Origin of the sequence: Pantoea sp. E2023-21 (assembly GCF_051302795.1) — a bacterium.
In the GTDB taxonomy this organism is placed as follows: Bacteria; Pseudomonadota; Gammaproteobacteria; order Enterobacterales; family Enterobacteriaceae; genus Pantoea; species Pantoea ludwigii_A.
On the sequence record NZ_CP195344.1, the window covers coordinates 121,778 to 139,294 of the forward strand.

General features: G+C 55.6%; 18 protein-coding genes. 9 read left to right on the forward strand and 9 right to left on the reverse strand.

The window, feature by feature from the left end:
* Nucleotides 1–10: 10 nt before the first annotated feature.
* Nucleotides 11–979 (forward strand): protein translocase subunit SecF, encoded by a 969-nt coding sequence (gene secF, locus ACRQ84_RS00575; RefSeq protein ID WP_483816908.1) that lies wholly within the window; start codon nucleotides 11–13, stop codon nucleotides 977–979.
* A 58-nt stretch (nucleotides 980–1,037) separates the two neighbouring features.
* Here the strand turns inward: secF and ACRQ84_RS00580 are convergent, their stop codons facing one another.
* A complete protein-coding gene (locus ACRQ84_RS00580) occupies nucleotides 1,038–1,598 on the reverse strand; it encodes a SadB/YajI family lipoprotein (RefSeq protein WP_483816909.1) in 561 nt (186 codons plus the stop codon).
* 14 nt (nucleotides 1,599–1,612) lie between these two features.
* Nucleotides 1,613–2,053 (reverse strand): peptidoglycan-binding protein LysM, encoded by a 441-nt coding sequence (gene lysM, locus ACRQ84_RS00585; protein WP_064740433.1) that lies wholly within the window; start codon nucleotides 2,051–2,053, stop codon nucleotides 1,613–1,615.
* Nucleotides 2,054–2,258: 205 nt separating this feature from the next.
* Between lysM and nrdR the strand changes: the two genes are divergently transcribed.
* The 5 genes from nrdR to thiL all read left to right on the forward strand — a co-directional run bounded on the left by nrdR (nucleotide 2,259) and on the right by thiL (nucleotide 5,839).
* Complete coding sequence (gene nrdR / locus ACRQ84_RS00590) at nucleotides 2,259–2,708, forward strand: transcriptional regulator NrdR (protein WP_008103978.1); 450 nt, start codon at nucleotides 2,259–2,261, stop codon at nucleotides 2,706–2,708.
* 3 nt (nucleotides 2,709–2,711) lie between these two features.
* The gene (gene ribD, locus ACRQ84_RS00595; protein ID WP_483816910.1) at nucleotides 2,712–3,815 is read left to right on the forward strand and encodes a bifunctional diaminohydroxyphosphoribosylaminopyrimidine deaminase/5-amino-6-(5-phosphoribosylamino)uracil reductase RibD; all 1,104 of its coding nucleotides are present in this window, start codon (nucleotides 2,712–2,714) and stop codon (nucleotides 3,813–3,815) included.
* A gap of 90 nt (nucleotides 3,816–3,905) precedes the next feature.
* The gene (gene ribH / locus ACRQ84_RS00600) at nucleotides 3,906–4,376 is read left to right on the forward strand and encodes a 6,7-dimethyl-8-ribityllumazine synthase (RefSeq protein ID WP_064740435.1); all 471 of its coding nucleotides are present in this window, start codon (nucleotides 3,906–3,908) and stop codon (nucleotides 4,374–4,376) included.
* Nucleotides 4,377–4,395: 19 nt separating this feature from the next.
* Nucleotides 4,396–4,815 (forward strand): transcription antitermination factor NusB, encoded by a 420-nt coding sequence (gene nusB / locus ACRQ84_RS00605; RefSeq protein ID WP_007887007.1) that lies wholly within the window; start codon nucleotides 4,396–4,398, stop codon nucleotides 4,813–4,815.
* Nucleotides 4,816–4,861: 46 nt separating this feature from the next.
* A complete protein-coding gene (thiL, locus tag ACRQ84_RS00610; protein ID WP_483816911.1) occupies nucleotides 4,862–5,839 on the forward strand; it encodes a thiamine-phosphate kinase in 978 nt (325 codons plus the stop codon).
* Nucleotides 5,840–5,909: 70 nt separating this feature from the next.
* Here the strand turns inward: thiL and ACRQ84_RS00615 are convergent, their stop codons facing one another.
* The 4 genes from ACRQ84_RS00615 to xseB form a co-directional block, all read right to left on the reverse strand.
* Entirely contained in the window at nucleotides 5,910–6,884 is a 975-nt protein-coding gene (locus tag ACRQ84_RS00615; RefSeq protein WP_064740437.1) for an aldo/keto reductase, read from the reverse strand.
* 91 nt (nucleotides 6,885–6,975) lie between these two features.
* The gene (gene dxs, locus ACRQ84_RS00620) at nucleotides 6,976–8,841 is read right to left on the reverse strand and encodes a 1-deoxy-D-xylulose-5-phosphate synthase (RefSeq protein WP_483816912.1); all 1,866 of its coding nucleotides are present in this window, start codon (nucleotides 8,839–8,841) and stop codon (nucleotides 6,976–6,978) included.
* 19 nt (nucleotides 8,842–8,860) lie between these two features.
* The gene (ispA, locus tag ACRQ84_RS00625) at nucleotides 8,861–9,760 is read right to left on the reverse strand and encodes a (2E,6E)-farnesyl diphosphate synthase (protein ID WP_483816913.1); all 900 of its coding nucleotides are present in this window, start codon (nucleotides 9,758–9,760) and stop codon (nucleotides 8,861–8,863) included.
* Nucleotides 9,760–10,002 (reverse strand): exodeoxyribonuclease VII small subunit, encoded by a 243-nt coding sequence (gene xseB / locus ACRQ84_RS00630; protein WP_064740440.1) that lies wholly within the window; start codon nucleotides 10,000–10,002, stop codon nucleotides 9,760–9,762. Before xseB ends, ispA begins: the two co-directional genes overlap by 1 nt.
* A gap of 237 nt (nucleotides 10,003–10,239) precedes the next feature.
* On the opposite strand from xseB, the gene thiI reads away from it, so the two are divergent.
* Complete coding sequence (gene thiI / locus ACRQ84_RS00635; RefSeq protein ID WP_064740441.1) at nucleotides 10,240–11,688, forward strand: tRNA uracil 4-sulfurtransferase ThiI; 1,449 nt, start codon at nucleotides 10,240–10,242, stop codon at nucleotides 11,686–11,688.
* A gap of 140 nt (nucleotides 11,689–11,828) precedes the next feature.
* Here thiI and yajL read toward each other — a convergent pair whose 3' ends face one another.
* On the reverse strand, nucleotides 11,829–12,437 hold the full coding sequence (gene yajL / locus ACRQ84_RS00640) for a protein deglycase YajL (RefSeq protein WP_483816914.1): 609 nt from the start codon (nucleotides 12,435–12,437) through the stop codon (nucleotides 11,829–11,831).
* Complete coding sequence (panE, locus tag ACRQ84_RS00645; RefSeq protein ID WP_064740443.1) at nucleotides 12,391–13,311, reverse strand: 2-dehydropantoate 2-reductase; 921 nt, start codon at nucleotides 13,309–13,311, stop codon at nucleotides 12,391–12,393. Before panE ends, yajL begins: the two co-directional genes overlap by 47 nt.
* A gap of 125 nt (nucleotides 13,312–13,436) precedes the next feature.
* On the opposite strand from panE, the gene ACRQ84_RS00650 reads away from it, so the two are divergent.
* Nucleotides 13,437–13,928 (forward strand): YajQ family cyclic di-GMP-binding protein, encoded by a 492-nt coding sequence (locus ACRQ84_RS00650; RefSeq protein WP_064740444.1) that lies wholly within the window; start codon nucleotides 13,437–13,439, stop codon nucleotides 13,926–13,928.
* Here the strand turns inward: ACRQ84_RS00650 and ACRQ84_RS00655 are convergent.
* On the reverse strand, nucleotides 13,925–15,697 hold the full coding sequence (locus ACRQ84_RS00655) for a sigma-54-dependent Fis family transcriptional regulator (RefSeq protein ID WP_483816915.1): 1,773 nt from the start codon (nucleotides 15,695–15,697) through the stop codon (nucleotides 13,925–13,927). The genes ACRQ84_RS00650 and ACRQ84_RS00655 overlap by 4 nt on opposite strands.
* A 275-nt stretch (nucleotides 15,698–15,972) precedes the next feature.
* Here ACRQ84_RS00655 and exaC point away from each other — a divergent pair, with 275 nt between their 5' ends.
* A complete protein-coding gene (gene exaC, locus ACRQ84_RS00660; RefSeq protein WP_483816916.1) occupies nucleotides 15,973–17,493 on the forward strand; it encodes an acetaldehyde dehydrogenase ExaC in 1,521 nt (506 codons plus the stop codon).
* Nucleotides 17,494–17,517: the final 24 nt, after the last annotated feature.

Here is a 17,517-nt window from a genome sequence, read left to right on the forward strand (position 1 = left end):
GGAGTGCGTTGTGGCACAGGAATATAGTATTGAGCAGCTAAACCACGGGCGTAAAGTCGTCGACTTTATGCGCTGGGATCGGCTGGCTTTCATCATCTCCGGTCTGCTGATTGTGGCGTCTATTGCCATTATCGGTGTGCGAGGCTTCAACTGGGGCCTCGACTTTACCGGCGGAACGGTGATTGAGATTAACCTGGAAAAACCGGCGGATCTCGATGCGCTGCGCGAAGGTTTGGTGAAGGCGGGCTTTGAAGAGCCGCTGGTGCAGAACTTTGGTAGCAGCCGCGATGTGATGGTGCGTATGCCACCGGCGACCGGCAATGCCGGTACCGAACTGGGCAACAAGGTGTTGGCGTCCATCAGCCAGACCACGCAGCAGAACGCCACCGTGAAACGTATCGAGTTCGTTGGCCCAAGCGTGGGAAGCGATCTGGCGCAGGCCGGTGCGATGGCGCTGTTGTCGGCGCTGATTGCGATTTTGATCTACATCGGCATCCGCTTTGAGTGGCGTTTGGCGCTCGGCACCGTACTGGCGCTGGCGCACGATGTGATCATCACCTGCGGCATTTTGTCGCTGTCACGCGTGGAGATCGATCTGACGATTGTCGCCTCGCTGATGTCGGTAATTGGTTACTCGCTTAACGATAAGATCGTGGTATCCGACCGTATTCGTGAGAACTTCCGCAAGATTCGCCGCGGGTCTTCTTACGACATCACCAACGTGTCGCTGACCCAAACGCTGAGCCGTACCTTGATCACCTCCCTCACCACGCTGGCGATGATCATGATCCTGTTCGTGTTTGGTGGTGCGTTGCTGAAAGGCTTCTCATTGACCATGCTGATCGGTGTCACCATCGGTACCATTTCATCGATTTATGTCTCTTCAGCGCTGGCGCTGAAACTTGGCATGAAGCGTGAACACATGCTGGTGCAGAAAGTGGAAAAAGAGGGCGCAGATCAGCCTTCGATTCTGCCGTAACGCTGTGTAAGAAAGTAAACGGGCTGCCAGTGGCAGCCCGTTTTTTTATGCCTGGCGATCAGGGCGTGTTTTTTGCTGCGGTATGCTCAACATCATGCACGCGCACGTAGCCGAGCTGATCCGGGGTTAATCCGCTAAGCCGCAGCGGCACAGTCACGGAACTGCGCGGCATTAACTCGGCGGGAACATCGATGGTCTGACTCAGGCTACCCGCATTAAGCGGTTTACCGCTGGCCGGATCCATTTCGCCCCATACCACAGTAGCGCGCAGTGCCGGAATTGGCTGGTCATCCGTGGCGCGGATATTCAGGTTAGCGCGACTGCCGCTGGCTTCACCCGCCACCTGCGTAAGCGACAAACGCAATTTACCGAGCTGCGTCTGCAGCTCTACCGGCGTATTGGCCTGCGGCAACAGCCACGCGCCCTGAGTGGATTGGCTGTTCAGCTGACCCTGAATCTCCAACGCCGTTGCCTGATTAGTCAGCTTGCGCATCTGCTGATTAAGCTGACTTACTTCCTGATGCAACTCTTTGACCTGCGGTGAAACCGGCGTTGAACTACAACCACTGAGAACCAGCAAAGAGAGTGCTGCCGGTGCCCAAAACGTCCTGATCGTCATGCAATGTCCTTTCTTTATTCGGGAATTCGTAAAACCTGGCCAGGGTAGATCTTATCAGGATGCGTCAGCATTGGCTTGTTCGCTTCGAAAATCTTGTTGTATTGATTAGGATTTCCGTAGACCTCTTTCGATACCGCACTCAAGGTATCGCCTTTTTTCACGGTATAGAACTTCGCGGGCGTAGCGGAATCGCTGGTGGTGACCTTGTCATCCACCTTGGTGATCCCTGCAACGTTTCCCGCCGCCACCAAAATCTTCTCTTTCAGCTCCTGGGAAATGCCATCACCGGTGACCGTCACCGTATCGCCTTTCACATCCACCTTCACCTTATCGCTGTCAGGCAAACCGAGTTTGTTGATGTGATCCTGCAATTTCTTGCTGGCATCGTCACCGCCGCCACTCACGGCATCCCACAGTTTTTCTCCAGCCTCTTTCACGAAATCAAACAGACCCATACATCCTCCAGATTTTTATGGTGTTGGCCGCCTGGCTGGCGGCTTTATAAGCGTAGTGGGTTTTTGCCTGAGGTCATGTAGGTGATGTCTGGCATTTGGCTTAACGTCACAAACCGCCATTCACACATTCTGTGCCACACACATACATTTTGTGTCGCGATCGCGCTACACTGTGTGGCCTATTTATCTCGCATCAGGAAGCCTCATGCATTGCCCATTCTGCTCCGCTGTGGACACCAAAGTGATTGATTCTCGTCTGGTTAGTGAAGGATCGTCGGTGCGTCGCCGTCGTCAGTGTCTGGTCTGTCATGAGCGTTTTACCACCTTTGAAGTGGCGGAACTGGTGATGCCGCGCGTGGTGAAAAGCAACGATGTGCGCGAACCCTTCAACGAAGATAAACTCAGCAGCGGCATGATCAAGGCATTGGAAAAACGCCCGGTGAGCGCCGATGCGGTTGAAAGCGCGGTCAATCATATTAAAACCCAGCTGCGTGCCACCGGCGAACGCGAAGTGCCAAGCGCGCTGATCGGCAATCTGGTGATGGATGAGCTGAAAAAGCTCGATAAAGTGGCCTACATTCGCTTTGCCTCGGTCTATCGCAGCTTTGAAGATATTCGCGATTTTGGTGAAGAGATCGCCCGCTTACAGGACTAATCCATGACTGACGAACGCTACATGGCGCGCGCGCTGGAACTGGCGCGCCGCGGACGCTTTACGACGACACCGAATCCCAACGTTGGCTGTGTGATTGTGCGCGAGGGCGAGATCGTCGGCGAAGGCTGGCATCAGCGCGCCGGTGAACCGCATGCCGAAGTGCACGCGCTGCGTATGGCCGGGGAACGCGCCAATGGCGCAACCGCCTATGTCACGCTGGAACCTTGCAGCCATCATGGGCGCACGCCGCCGTGCTGCGATGCGCTGATTGCCGCAGGCGTGACGCGCGTAGTCGCCGCGATGCAGGACCCCAATCCGCAAGTGGCGGGACGTGGACTCTATCGTTTACAGCAGGCGGGCATCGATGTCAGTCACGGCTTGATGATGAATGAAGCGGAAGCGTTGAATCGTGGTTTTCTGAAACGCATGCGCACCGGCTTCCCGTGGATTCAACTGAAACTCGGCGCATCCCTTGATGGGCGCACCGCGATGGCGAATGGCGAAAGTCAGTGGATCACTTCGGCAGCGGCAAGGCGCGATGTGCAACGTTTACGCGCCCAGAGTTCAGCTATCCTTAGCACCAGCGCCACGGTGTTGGCGGATAATCCGTCCTTAACGGTGCGCTGGAATGAATTGAATGAAGAGGTACGTGCGCAGCTCGACGAAAGCCAGCTGCGCCAACCGGTGCGCGTGGTCATCGACAGCCAACAGCGCGTCTCGCCGCAACACCGTTTGATTGATCAGCCGGGCGAAACCTGGCTGATGCGCAGCGAGCCTGATGAACAGGAGTGGCCTGCCAGCGTGAGCCAGATTGCGGTGCCGCTGCACGGTGAGCAGCTCGATTTGGTCGCCATGATGATGTTACTCGGTCAGCGACAGATCAACAGCGTGTGGGTTGAAGCAGGCGCGAACTTAGCAGGCGCGCTGCTGCAAGCGGGGCTGGTAGATGAACTGATCGTTTACATGGCACCGAAGCTGCTGGGTAACACGGCACGCGGCTTATGCGCGCTGCCAGGATTGGAACAATTGGCCGATGCGCCCGCGCTGAATTTTAGTGATATCCGCCTGGTCGGCGAGGACCTGCGCCTGACGCTGACGCCGCGTTGAAAGCGCGCGGAAAAGCCTGAGCGCGTCGCCAAAGAGTATGATAGAATCCGCCCCCTTCTGCGGGGCCATAAAACAACCCAAAGGATATGTATGAAAGTTATCGAAGCTCCTGTTGCCACGCCTGATGCAAACATTGCCATCGTAATTGCGCGTTTTAACAACTTCATTAATGACAGCCTGCTGGACGGCGCGGTTGATGCGCTTAAGCGTATCGGCCAGGTGAAAGCAGATAACATCACTGTGGTCTGGGTTCCAGGTGCATACGAACTGCCGCTCGCAGCACGCGCACTGGCGAATGCCGGTAAGCACGACGCTATCGTTGCGTTGGGCACGGTGATCCGTGGCGGCACCGCACACTTCGAATATGTGGCCGGTGAAGCCAGCTCGGGCATTGCGCACGTCGCTATGACCAGCGAAATCCCGGTGACCTTCGGCGTGTTGACCACTGAAAATATCGAGCAGGCGATTGAACGCGCCGGCACGAAAGCAGGGAATAAAGGTGCCGAAGCGGCCCTGACTGCACTCGAAATGATCAACGTATTGAAAGCCATCAAAGCCTGATTTTTGTAAGGGGAATTTTGTGAAACCTGCTGCTCGTCGTCGCGCCCGTGAGTGCGCTGTTCAGGCGCTTTACTCCTGGCAGTTGTCAAAGAACGACATTGCCGATGTGGAATACCAGTTTCTGGCGGAACAAGACGTCAAAGACGTCGATATTAGTTATTTCCGCGAATTGCTGGCCGGTGTGGCGACCAACAGCGCGTACCTGGACGGTCTGATGAAGCCTTACCTGTCGCGTCAGCTGGAAGAGCTGGGCCAGGTAGAAAAAGCCATCCTGCGTATTTCGCTGTATGAGCTGAGCAAGCGTTCTGATGTGCCCTATAAAGTGGCCATCAACGAAGGCATTGAGTTGGCAAAAGTGTTTGGTGCTGAAGATAGCCACAAATTCGTCAACGGTGTCCTCGACAAAGCTGCCCCGCAAATTCGACCCAATAAAAAATAGTTTTAAAGGCCGGTTTACCGGCCTTTTTCTCATTGAGACCTGATTTATGTCTTGTGGTGAATTTGAACTGATTGCACGTTACTTTAACCGCGTCACCAGCTCCCGCCGCGATGTGGAGAAAGGAATTGGTGATGACTGCGCGTTACTCAACGTGCCAGAAAAACAGACTCTTGCCATCAGCACCGACACGCTGGTTGCGGGCGTCCACTTCTTACGTGATATCCATCCCGCCGATCTCGGCTATAAAGCCGTCGCGGTTAATCTCAGCGATTTAGCGGCCATGGGCGCCGATCCTGCCTGGCTGACGCTGGCGCTCACGCTGCCTGACATCGATGAAGATTGGGTTGCGGCCTTTAGCGATAGCCTGTTTGAGCTGCTGGATTACTACGATATGCAGCTGATTGGCGGTGATACCACGCGCGGTCCGCTCAGCATGACGCTCGGCATTCACGGTTTGGTGCCGGTGGGAAGGGCGCTGAAGCGCTCGGGTGCGAAGCCGGGCGACTGGATTTTTGTCACCGGTACGCTGGGTGACAGCGCGGCCGGTTTGTCGTTGCTGCAACATCGTCATCGTCTGAACGATCCGGCGGTGCACGAAGCATTGATCAAACGTCATCTGCGCCCCATGCCACGTGTATTGCAAGGCCAGGCGTTGCGTGGTCTGGCGACCTCGGCGATCGATATCTCTGATGGCCTGATTTCTGATCTCGGCCATGTGCTGACTGCCAGCCGTGTCGGTGCCCGTCTCAATCTCGACGCGTTACCGCTTTCACCCGCGCTGCGCGATCACTTTGAGCCTGAGCTGGTGCTGCAATGGGCGCTGAGCGGCGGCGAAGACTACGAGCTGTGCTTCACCGTGCCGGAAGTCAATCGCGGTGCGCTGGACGTGGCGCTTGGCCACTTTGGCGTGCCTTATACCTGCATTGGTCAGATTGCCCCGGAATCGGAAGGGCTGAGTTTGCTGGAGAACGGCAAGCCGCGCCGCGTGGATGTGAAAGGGTTTGATCACTTCGGTACCAGGTGAAAGTGGTGGCCATGAATGGCCACCCTACAAAACCCGTAGGGTCGCCATTTATGGCGACCTGGTTTCTGAATCACTCAAATCCCACCGCTGGATGTGAATGATAAACGCTTTCCAGCTCTGCAATCTCATTCGCGCTCAACTCCACATCTACCGCTTTAACCAGCTCGGCAAACTGCTGCTCGCGCGAGGCACCAATAATTGGTGCGGTGACCGCCGGTTTATGCAACAGCCACGCTAGCGCCACTTGCGCGCGCGTCACGCCTTTATCGGCGGCAACATTCGCCAGACGCTCGGCAATCGCCGCATCGTTCTCTTCGGTGCCGGTATACAGCTTCTCCATCACATTATCAGAGACCGAACGTGCGGTGGTTTCGCCCCAGGGACGCGTTAACTTGCCACGCGCCAGCGGACTCCACGGCAGTACCGCAATCCCTTCGCGCTGACACAGCGGATGCATGTCGTTCTCTTCTTCGCGCTGAATCAGGTTGTACTGATCCTGCATGCTGACAAAGCGTGCCCAGTTATGTTGCTTCTGCAGATCCAGCGCCTGAGCAAACTGCGATGCATGCATTGATGATGCGCCGATGTAGCGCGCCTTGCCGGATTTCACCACTTCATGCAGTGCTTCCAGCGTCTCTTCAATTGGCGTGTCGTAATCCCAGCGGTGAATCTGCAACAGATCGACATATTCCATGCCCAGGCGCGTCAGGCTGTCATCAATCGATTGCAGGATATTCTTGCGCGATAAGCCTTGTGACAAATTACTGAGCGGAAAATAGACCTTGGTGGCGACCACAACCTGATCGCGGCGGGCAAAATCTTTCAGCGCGCGGCCAACGATCTCTTCGCTGCTGCCGTCGGAATAACTGTTAGCGGTATCGAAGAAGTTAATGCCAGCCTCCAGCGCCTGCTTGATCAGCGGTCGGCTGCTCTCTTCCGGCAATGTCCAGGCGTGATTACCGCGCGTTGGATCGCCGTAGGTCATGCAGCCTAAACAGAGACGCGATACCTGTAAGTCGGTGTGGCCTAAGGGAATGGTTTTCATGTATTTGGGCTCCTGCTCTTATGCTTGAGGGAAATCGTTCCCTAAGCATAGCAGCAGGCTCGCTCACCGGGCGGTGAGCGAGTCGGGCAGTTTACTGGGCGAGCCAGTCAACGATTTGCTGCTGAATACCGGCGGCATCCAGCTGATAATCCTGACGGACTTCTTCCTGGGTACCTTGCGGGATGAACTCATCCGGCAGGCCAAGGTTGAGCACCGGCACGCGCAGGCGTTTTGCCATCACGTACTCGTTGACGCCGCTACCGGCACCACCTTTGATTGCGCCTTCTTCCAGCGTGATCAGCGAATCGTGACTGGCCGCCAGCTCGGCAATCAAGGCTTCGTCGAGCGGCTTCACAAAACGCATATCCACCAGCGTGGCGTTTAGCGCTTCAGCCGCCGCTGCCGCTTCTGGCAGCAAAGTACCGAAGTTAAGGATCGCCAGCTTTTCGCCGCGACGCTTCACGATACCTTTGCCCAGCGGCAAACTCGCCAGTGGTTCCAGTACCGCACCCGTGCCGGTACCACGTGGATAACGCACCGCGCTTGGGCCATCCTGATAGTGATAACCGGTATACAGCATCAGACGACACTCGTTTTCGTCGCTTGGCGTCATGATCACCATCTCTGGCACGCAGCGTAAAAACGCGATATCAAATGCGCCCTGATGGGTTTGACCATCCGCGCCGACAATGCCGCCGCGATCGATAGCAAACAGGACCGGCAATTTCTGGATGGCGACATCGTGGATCAGCTGATCATAGGCGCGCTGCAGGAAGGTGGAGTAGATCGCCACAATCGGTTTATAGCCACCAATCGCCATACCCGCCGCGAACGTCACCGCATGCTGTTCCGCAATCGCCACGTCAAAATATTGCTGCGGATAATCGCGTGAATAGCTCACCATTCCTGAACCTTCGCGCATCGCTGGCGTCACCGCCATCAAGCGCGGATCGTCGGCGGCCATTTCGCTCAACCAGTTGCCAAAGATTTTCGAGTAACTTGGCAGGCCCGGCACGCTTTTCGGCAGTGCTAAGCTCGCCGGATCAAATTTCGGTACCGCATGCCAGGCGATCGGATCTTCTTCCGCCGGGGCATAACCTTTGCCTTTTTTGGTCATGATGTGCAGGAACTGCGGGCCTTTCAGATCGCGCATGTTCTTCAACGTGCTCACCAGCGTCAGCACGTCATGGCCATCCACCGGACCGATATAGTTGAAGCCCAGCTCTTCAAACAGTGTGCCCGGCACCACCATGCCTTTCAGGTGCTCTTCGGTGCGCTTCACCAGCTCTTTAATCGGCGGTAAACCGCCTAGCACACGCTTGCCGCCTTCGCGCAGGCGTGAATAGGTTTTCCCGGAGAGGATCTGTGCCAAACGATTGTTGAGCGCGCCGACGTTTTCGGAGATCGACATCTCATTGTCGTTAAGGATCACCAGCATATCCGGTTTGATGTCACCCGCATGGTTCATGGCTTCAAACGCCATGCCGGCAGTGATCGCGCCATCGCCAATAATGCAGGCGGTGCGGCGGCCTTTGCCTTCACGCTCGGCGGCAACCGCCATACCGAGGCCGGCGCTGATTGAGGTGGAGGAGTGACCCACGCTTAGCACGTCGTATTCACTCTCACCGCGCCACGGGAAAGGATGCAGGCCATTTTTCTGACGGATAGTGCCGATACGATCGCGGCGTCCGGTCAGAATCTTGTGCGGATAGGCTTGATGACCCACGTCCCACACCAGATGGTCAAACGGGGTGTTATAAACATAATGTAGCGCCACTGTTAGTTCGACGACGCCCAGACCCGAAGCAAAGTGGCCAGAGGAGCGGCTCACGCTGTCCAACAGATATTGACGCAGCTCGTCACACAGCTCCGGAAGTTTTTCTTTCGGTAATAAACGTAATTCCTGAACCGTGTTTGCTAACGCCAGTGTCGGGTATTTTGCAATATCAAAACTCATCAGAGACTCATTATGAAAGTTATTTATCGCGTTCAATTATGAAGCTTGCCAGCGCTTGTAAGGCGATTGTGTTGTAAGACTGTGCCGCCAGAATATCGAGCGCGCCGAGCGCCTCTTGATAGAGATCCCAGGCTTTACTGCGGGCATTTTCCAGCCCCATCAATGCAGGATAGGTGCTTTTACCCAATGCCTGATCCGATCCCTGTGTTTTCCCTAACACGCTGGTATCGCCGACGACATCAAGGATGTCGTCCTGTACCTGAAACGCCAGTCCGATGGCGTTTGCATAGGTATCTAATACCGGTAACGCGGCGCGGCCACGATCGCCCGCAGCTAAAGCACCTAATCGCACCGCAGCACGAATTAACGCACCGGTTTTATGACGGTGAATCTGTTCCAGCTGCGCCAGATCGATATGTTTGCCTTCTGCCGCCAAATCTAAGGCCTGGCCGCCGCACATACCTGCCACGCCGCTGGCCTGTGCCAGTTCGGAAATCATCGCAATACGCGCTTCGGCGCTGACGCCGGGCATCGGCTGATCGGCCAGAATCGAAAAGGCCAGAGTTTGCAGAGCATCGCCGGCAAGAATCGCCGTATCTTCACCATATTTAATATGGCAGGTTGGCTGACCGCGGCGTAACGCATCGTCATCCATCGCCGGCAGATCGTCATGAATCAGGGAATAAGCATGGATGCACTCTACGGCCGCGGCCGGCACATCCAGGCTGGCCGTATCGGCCTTTAGCATTTCGCCTGTGGCGTACACCAGAAAGGGACGCAGACGCTTACCGCCTAATAATGCCCCATATTCCATGGCATTCACCAGAGGAGAACTCTGAAAAGGAAGTGGATCTATTAAGCGTGTCAACGCCTGATTGACGCGTTGATGGTACGCGCTCAGCAGTTTAGCGAAATCCATTACTCATTTTCCGGGGTAAAAGGAGCGAGAGCGGCGTCTTTCTCGTCATTGAGCAAGATTTGCACGCGCTGCTCTGCCTGCTGCAGGGTTTGCTGACCGGTACGTGCCAATTGTACGCCGCGTTCGAATTCGTTCAGCGCCTGCTCGAGCGGCAGCTCGCCACTTTCCAGGCGGCTGACAATCTGTTCCAGCTGCTGTAATGCGCTTTCAAAACTGGCTGGCGCTTCGGCTTTTTTCGGCATAATCAGTGTCGACTCACAGGTTAGAACATCATCTTGCAATCGGTCATGGTAGCCGACGAGGATTAATTAGCAAAATAATGAATGTGATGAAGGTTGCTTAAAGCAGTCACCCCTTAAAGGTGATATACTTTTGCGCCTCGGATGCGGGGGCTCCTGAATCAACCCGCAATTATATGATTTTAACAGCTAAGTGCCGATGCTTTTAGCACTTATTTGCCCAAACGAACCCCTGTCGCCATGAAGTTTATCATCAAGCTGTTCCCAGAAATCACCATCAAAAGTCAGTCGGTGCGTCTGCGCTTTATCAAGATTCTTTCCAGCAGCATTCGCAATATCCTGCGCACCGTCGATGACGACATCAAGGTGGTGCGTCACTGGGACCACATTGAAGTGCGTTCTAAGAATGAGTCGCTGCGCGAGACTATTGTCACCGAGCTGACGCGCATTCCCGGCATTCACCACGTTCTGGCGGTAGAAGATCGCTCGTACACCGATATGCACGATATCTTCGAGCAGACGTTGGCGCTGAATCGTGAACGGCTGGAAGGCAAAAGCTTCAGCGTTCGCGTGAAGCGTCGCGGTAAGCATAGCTTCAGCTCGCAGGACGTCGAGCGTTACGTGGGCGGCGGCCTCAACCAGCACATCGCCAGCGCGCGCGTGCAGCTCAATCGTCCGGATGAAACGGTCAATCTGGAAATCGACGACGATCGCCTGTTGCTGATCACCGCACGCTATGAAGGCTTGGGCGGATTCCCGATTGGTACGCAGGAAGATGTATTGTCACTGATTTCGGGCGGTTTCGACTCCGGCGTGTCCAGCTATATGCTGATGCGTCGCGGCTGCCGCGTGCATTACTGCTTCTTCAACCTTGGTGGTGCGGCACATGAGATTGGCGTACGTCAGGTCGCACATTACCTGTGGCAGCGTTTTGGTCGATCGCATCGCGTGCGTTTCGTGGCGATCAACTTCGAGCCGGTGGTGGGTGAGATTCTGGAGAAAGTGGACGACGGCCAGATGGGCGTCGTGCTGAAACGCATGATGGTGCGTGCGGCGTCGATGGTGGCGGAACGTTATGGCGTGCAAGCGCTGGTCACTGGCGAAGCGCTGGGACAGGTTTCCAGCCAGACGTTGACTAACCTGCGTCTGATCGATAACGCCTCTGATACGTTGATTCTGCGTCCGCTGATTTCCCATGACAAAGAGCACATCATTGATGTGGCGCGTAAGATCGGCACCGAAGATTTTGCCCGTACCATGCCGGAATATTGTGGCGTGATTTCGAAGAGCCCAACCGTAAAAGCGGTGAAGGCAAAAATCGAAGAAGAAGAGCTGAATTTCGATTTTGAGATACTGAATCGTGTGGTGCAGGAAGCCAGCAACGTCGATATTCGTGAAATCGCCGAGCAGACGGAAGAAGAAGTGGTGGAAGTTGAAACCGTCGACTCCTTCACCAGCAACGATGTGGTGTTAGATATTCGTTCGGCTGATGAGCAGGACGCGAAGCCGCTGGAACTGGAAGGCGTTGAGGTCAAACCTCTGGCGTTTTATAAGCTCAGCACCCAATTCGGCGATTTGGACCAGAGTAAAACCTGGCTGTTGTATTGCGATCGCGGTGTGATGAGTCGTCTACAGGCGCTTTACCTGCATGAGCAAGGCTTCAAAAACGTGAAGGTTTATCGCCCGTAATAGCCAGGGTCACCCTAAATGGCGACCCTGGGTTTACAGCGCTGGGTTTTCGTAGGGTGCGCATTCATGCGCACCTGCATAACCAGGCAATTCTATGCTCAATGGGGCGTCATTACGCCCTTCATGGCGACCTCTGCCATTCAGCGCTCTTCGAACTCCTGATAGTTATAAATGCCAGCCGCCAGCACCAGTTGCGAAGCCACTTCGCGCGCCGTCTCTTTATCCACCAGCAAATCAATCAGCTTTAACGCAAAATCAATGGCAGTGCCCGGTCCCTGACTGGTCAGCAGATTGACGCGCGGATCCCACACCACGCGACGCTCCATCCATTTGCTGTCCGGAATGGTGTCACGCAGGCCGGGAAAGCCGGTCATATTGCCAACGGGAAAGAGATCGTGCGGCACCAACACGGTGCCCGGTGCGGCACAGATTGCCGCCACAATCTTGCTGGAGAGATGGAACTGGCGCACGGTTTCTACCAGCAATGGACTATCGCGGAAGGTTTCCGCGCCTTTCAAACCACCGGGCAGCACAATCGCGTCGTATTCGTTGTCCGCGACCTCAACTAAAGGCGCATCCGCCAGCAGGCGCACGCCGCGTGAACAGACGATCTCACGTGTGCCATCGCTCTCCACGCTGGCGGTGGTGACGCTTATCCCGCCGCGTACCAGCAAATCGATAGTGGTGACCGCTTCGGTCTCTTCACTTCCATGTGCCAGGCAAACCAGAACCGATGCGTTCGCGCTCATAGTGGGACTCCTTACGTTTAATCAGATCGTAGAGACGGGTATTTTCCGGCAGTGAAATGCCCTGCGCGCGGGCGCGACGTAACAGGTAGCCAGTGATGTAATCAATTTCAGTCAGACGCTGCGCCCGCACATCCTGCAACATCGATGAGGTATTGGCGGCGGTGCTATCGATCACGTCGTAAATAATGTCGCGCAGATTATCCACCGCTATATGCTGGCCTTCGCGCTCCATCACCCAGGCGATCTCTTCGCACAAGGTGGCGATTTGTGCCGGCCAGGCGCGCAGTGCGCCGTTCTGGCAATCATGCTCAACGGTCATCGGATTGATGACGCAGTTGATCGCCAGTTTGCGCCAGCTGGCGGCGGCAATATTGTCATGCCAGGCCACATCCGGCAGCGCCTGATGCAGAATATCGGCGACATCGCTTAGCGCGGCGCTCTCCCGATTGGCAGGACCGATGTGCGTGATGCCGTGCGCAATATGTTTGATCACTGTGCCATCGCGCATCGCAGCGTGCGTGGTGATGCCGCGCAGCAGAGGCTGGCGCAGATCTTTCAGCTCCTCCAGCGTTCCCATGCCGTTATGCAGCAGCAGAATGGGGGCATGCGTCGGCAGCACGCTTTGCAGGTTCTTCACCGCAGGTGAAACCTGCGGCGCTTTAAGTGTCACCAGTAACAGCTGGCTTTCGGCGAGGAACAGCGGATCGTTGGCGATAAAGGTGTGATTACTCACCTGGCCTTGCGGATCGACCACGTTGGCTGAGCAATACGGCTGCGGCACACGTAACCAACCCTGCACATCATGTCCCTGACGGGCGAGAGCGGCGAGCCAAATTTGACCTAAGGCGCCACACCCTAACACGGTAATTTTCATTTTGCCTCCCGTGGGCGGGTTCCTGTTTTCACGATACGAGTAAGTATAGCTTTCCGCGTATCGTGTTTTATTAGCGCCACAAGACGCGTATTATGCATGTCACTTTAGTATCAGGAGAAGAAAAGATGCCATCTTTCGATATCGTTTCCGAAGTCGAATTGTCGGAAGTGCGAAATGCCGTGGAGAATGCGAGCCGCGAGATCTCAACCCGTTTCGATTTCCGTAACGTGAGTGCAACCATTGAGCTCAACGAAAAGAATGAGACCATCAAACTCAGCAGTGAATCTGATTTCCAGGTCAAACAGCTGGTGGATATTTTGCGTGAAAAGCTGCTGAAGCGTGGTATTGAAGGCGCGGCGATTGACGTGCCAGAAGAGATCGTGCACAGCGGTAAAAGCTGGTCGGTGGAAGCCAAGCTGAAGAAAGGTATTGAAAGCGATATCGCGAAAAAGCTGGTGAAGCTGATCAAAGACAGCAAGCTGAAAGTGCAGACGCAGATTCAGGGTGAAGAACTGCGCGTCACCGGTAAGTCACGCGACGATCTGCAAGGTGCGATGGCGCTGGTGCGCGGTGGCAACCTCGGTCAGCCTTTCCAGTTCAAAAACTTCCGCGACTAATCGCGTTTGTCGCGCGCCGCACGACGATAGAGCGTGCTGCGCGCGACGCCCAATGCGGCCGCCGCTTTACTGATATTGCCATTGAAGCGCTGCAGCGTTTCGCTAATCAAGCGCTCATCATGACTCTGCCGATCGAAGGGTGGCTGCGACGCTGCGCGACGATATTCTGCCGGTAAATGCACCTCAGTCACTTCCTCGCCGTCATCCGCCAGCGCCAGCAGCACGCGTAGCAAGCTGCGCAACTGCCGCACGTTGCCCGGCCATGGCAGCTGCGCCAGAGCCGTCAGCAGTGCCGGCGAAATCTGGATATCGCGATCCGCGCCGCCCAGTTCCAGCCATAAACGGCGGATAAAACCTTCCACATCGGGCCAATCGCGCAGCGGTGGAATGGTCATGGAAAATTCCTGCAGCCGATAGAGTAAATCTTCACGGAATTCACCTTCAGCTACACGCTGTGCCAAATCACGGTGGGTAGCGCAAATCACCGCAAAATTCACCGGCCAGCTGCGGCTGGATCCGAGCGGCGCGACTTCTTTCTCCTGCAGCACACGCAGTAAGCGAGTTTGCAGCGTCAGCGGCATATCGCCGATTTCATCAAGAAACAGCACGCCGCCATCCGCTTCACGGATTTTGCCGATGTAGCCATTTTTGCTCGCGCCGGTAAATGCGCCAGGTTGATAACCAAACAGCTCGGATTCAATCAGCGCTTCGGGGATCGCTGCGCAGTTAATGGCAATAAACTTGCCTGTACGCCAGCGGCTTTGCTGATGCAGTGCGCGGCTGACATACTCTTTTCCGCTGCCGGTTTCTCCATGAATGCATAACGAAACGCCCGCATTGAGCAGGCGCACCATTTTTTCGCCATCGCGACTCAGCGGGAAGGGCAGATCGCGGGCGGGCTCGCCCGGCGTGGCGAAATGGCTACGCTGTGGTGCCCGCAGGCGGAAATAGTAGCGCTGCGTGGCGTAATCAAGCGGAACGGGAAGGGTGTTGGCTTGTTGCGGCTGCTGCGGGAACAGCTGTTGAAAAGTCACGCTGCCAAGTTGCTCGACCTTGAGCGCCAGTTCGCGGATCGCTAGACGATTGGCGGCGGTCAGGACGTTATCTGAGAACACCAGCAGCAGTTCATCGCTGGTATCGATGCCCTGCGGCTGAACATGCAGGCTCATCAACCACTGCTGCGGATGCAGGCTCTGCTTCACCCACAGATATTCGATCTGTTTTGCTGCTGCTTTGACCCAGTTAAAGGTTTGCGGGTGGGGGAAGTGGGCTGGGCCAGAAATATCCAGTACGCCCGCAATTTGACCCGTCGGCATTTGCAGCGGCATCGCTGCACAATACAAGCCTTGATTGAGCGTCAGGAAGTGCTGATGACCGTCAATCTCACAGCCGTCATCAATCGCCAGCGCGGTGCCAATCGCATTGGTGCCACGGCCACATTCACTCCACAAATTACCCGGCGCCAATGCATAACGCTGGGCTTTTTTCATTGAGGGCATATCGCCAAACGTATTGAGCACCAAACCGGTGGCATCCGACAAAATCAGCACTGATTGTTTCTCGGCTAACTTTTGCGCCAGTTGCTTAATGACGGGCTGCGCGAACTGTTGCAGGCCGGCATTGCTGGCGAGTAAGTCGGCAAGCTCACCTTGTCGAACTCGCGGGAAGTCATCGGCGGTGCGGTCGAGACCATACTGCTGGCTACGGAACCAGGAGTCGCTTAACAGCGGATTGGTGTTAACGGCAGACGCGGATAGATTTCCCTGCATTGATGACCTCATGCCCAAGCGAAAGTGTTGCGGCATTGTAGCGAGTCAGTTTCTTTACTGTTGCGATACGCAACACAGATGGTGAAGTTTTCTGCACAACATCTGCAAGCCATGCTGCGATCAGATGAATAACATGATGATGTAGATAACAATTTCTCCAATAATCGTCTGATGAAAAAAGCTGGCACGCACGCTGCAATAGCTCCTTTGACAGCGAGTTATCTGGAGGGAGATTTTCCGTTCAGATTATCTGACCCTACATAAAGGAGTTTGCGATGCGTTATGCACATCCCGGCACGCCCGGCGCGTTGGTTTCATTTCAGGCGACTTACGGCAACTACATTGCGGGCAAATTCGTCGAGCCGCTCAGCGGCCAATATTTTACTAACACTTCGCCAGTGAATGGCAGCGATATCGCGCAGTTCCCTCGTTCGGATGCGCGCGATATCGATTTAGCGCTGGATGCGGCGCATCAGGCTGCCGACGCCTGGGGGAAAACCAGCGTGCAGCATCGCGCTAACATTCTGTTGCAGGTGGCGGAACGCATCGAAGCCAATCTCGAACAACTGGCGGTGGCGGAGAGCTGGGATAACGGCAAACCGATCCGCGAAACCCTGAATGCCGATTTGCCGCTGGCGGTGGATCACTTCCGCTATTTCGCCGGTTGTCTGCGTGCGCAAGAGGGCAGCACCGCCGAGATCGATGAAACGACTGTGGCGTACCACTTCCATGAACCGCTGGGTGTAGTGGGGCAAATTATTCCGTGGAACTTCCCACTGTTAATGGCGGCGTGGAAACTGGCGCCAGCGTTAGCGGCGGGGAACTGTGTGGTGCTGAAACCGGCGGAACAAACGCCGCTGGGCATTACGCTGCTGATGGAAGTGATTGGCGATCTGTTCCCGGCTGGCGTGTTGAATGTGGTTCAGGGCTTTGGTCGTGAAGCGGGTGAAGCGCTGGCGACCAGCAAACGCATCGCCAAAATCGCCTTTACCGGTTCAACGCCTGTGGGCCGACACATTATGGCCTGCGCCGCCGAAAACATCATTCCCTGCACCGTTGAGTTGGGCGGTAAGTCGCCGAACATCTACTTCGCCGATGTGATGGATGGTGAGGATGAGTTTATTGAGAAAGCGGTGGAAGGGTTGGTGCTCGGCTTCTTCAATCAGGGCGAAGTCTGTACCTGTCCATCGCGCGCATTGATTCATGAATCGATTTATCAACCTTTTATGGATCGCGTCATGGCGAAGGTGGCGAACATCCGCCGCGGCGATCCGCTGGATACTGACACCATGATCGGCGCGCAGGCTTCGCGCCAGCAATTCGACAAAATATTGTCGTATATCAACATCGCACGCGACGAAGGCGGGCAGATTCTGACCGGAGGCGATCGCGCAAGCGTTGCCGCTGAGCTGAATGAAGGATTCTATATTCAGCCGACGTTAATCAAAGGAACTAACCAGATGCGCTGTTTCCAGGAGGAGATTTTTGGGCCGGTGATTGGCGTCACCACGTTTAAGGATGAGGCAGAAGCACTCGCCATCGCCAACGAAACCCAGTTCGGTCTCGGGGCTGGCGTGTGGACGCGCGATACCAATCTGGCGTATCGCATGGGACGCGGCATCAAAGCCGGTCGCGTCTGGACCAACTGCTATCACATCTATCCCGCTCACGCAGCATTCGGCGGCTACAAGCAATCGGGTGTGGGTCGTGAGACGCACAAAATGGCATTGAGCGCCTATCAACAAACCAAAAATCTGCTGGTTAGCTACGGTACCGCGCCTTTGGGCCTGTTCTGAGACCGCATCCGATCAAATGGAGAG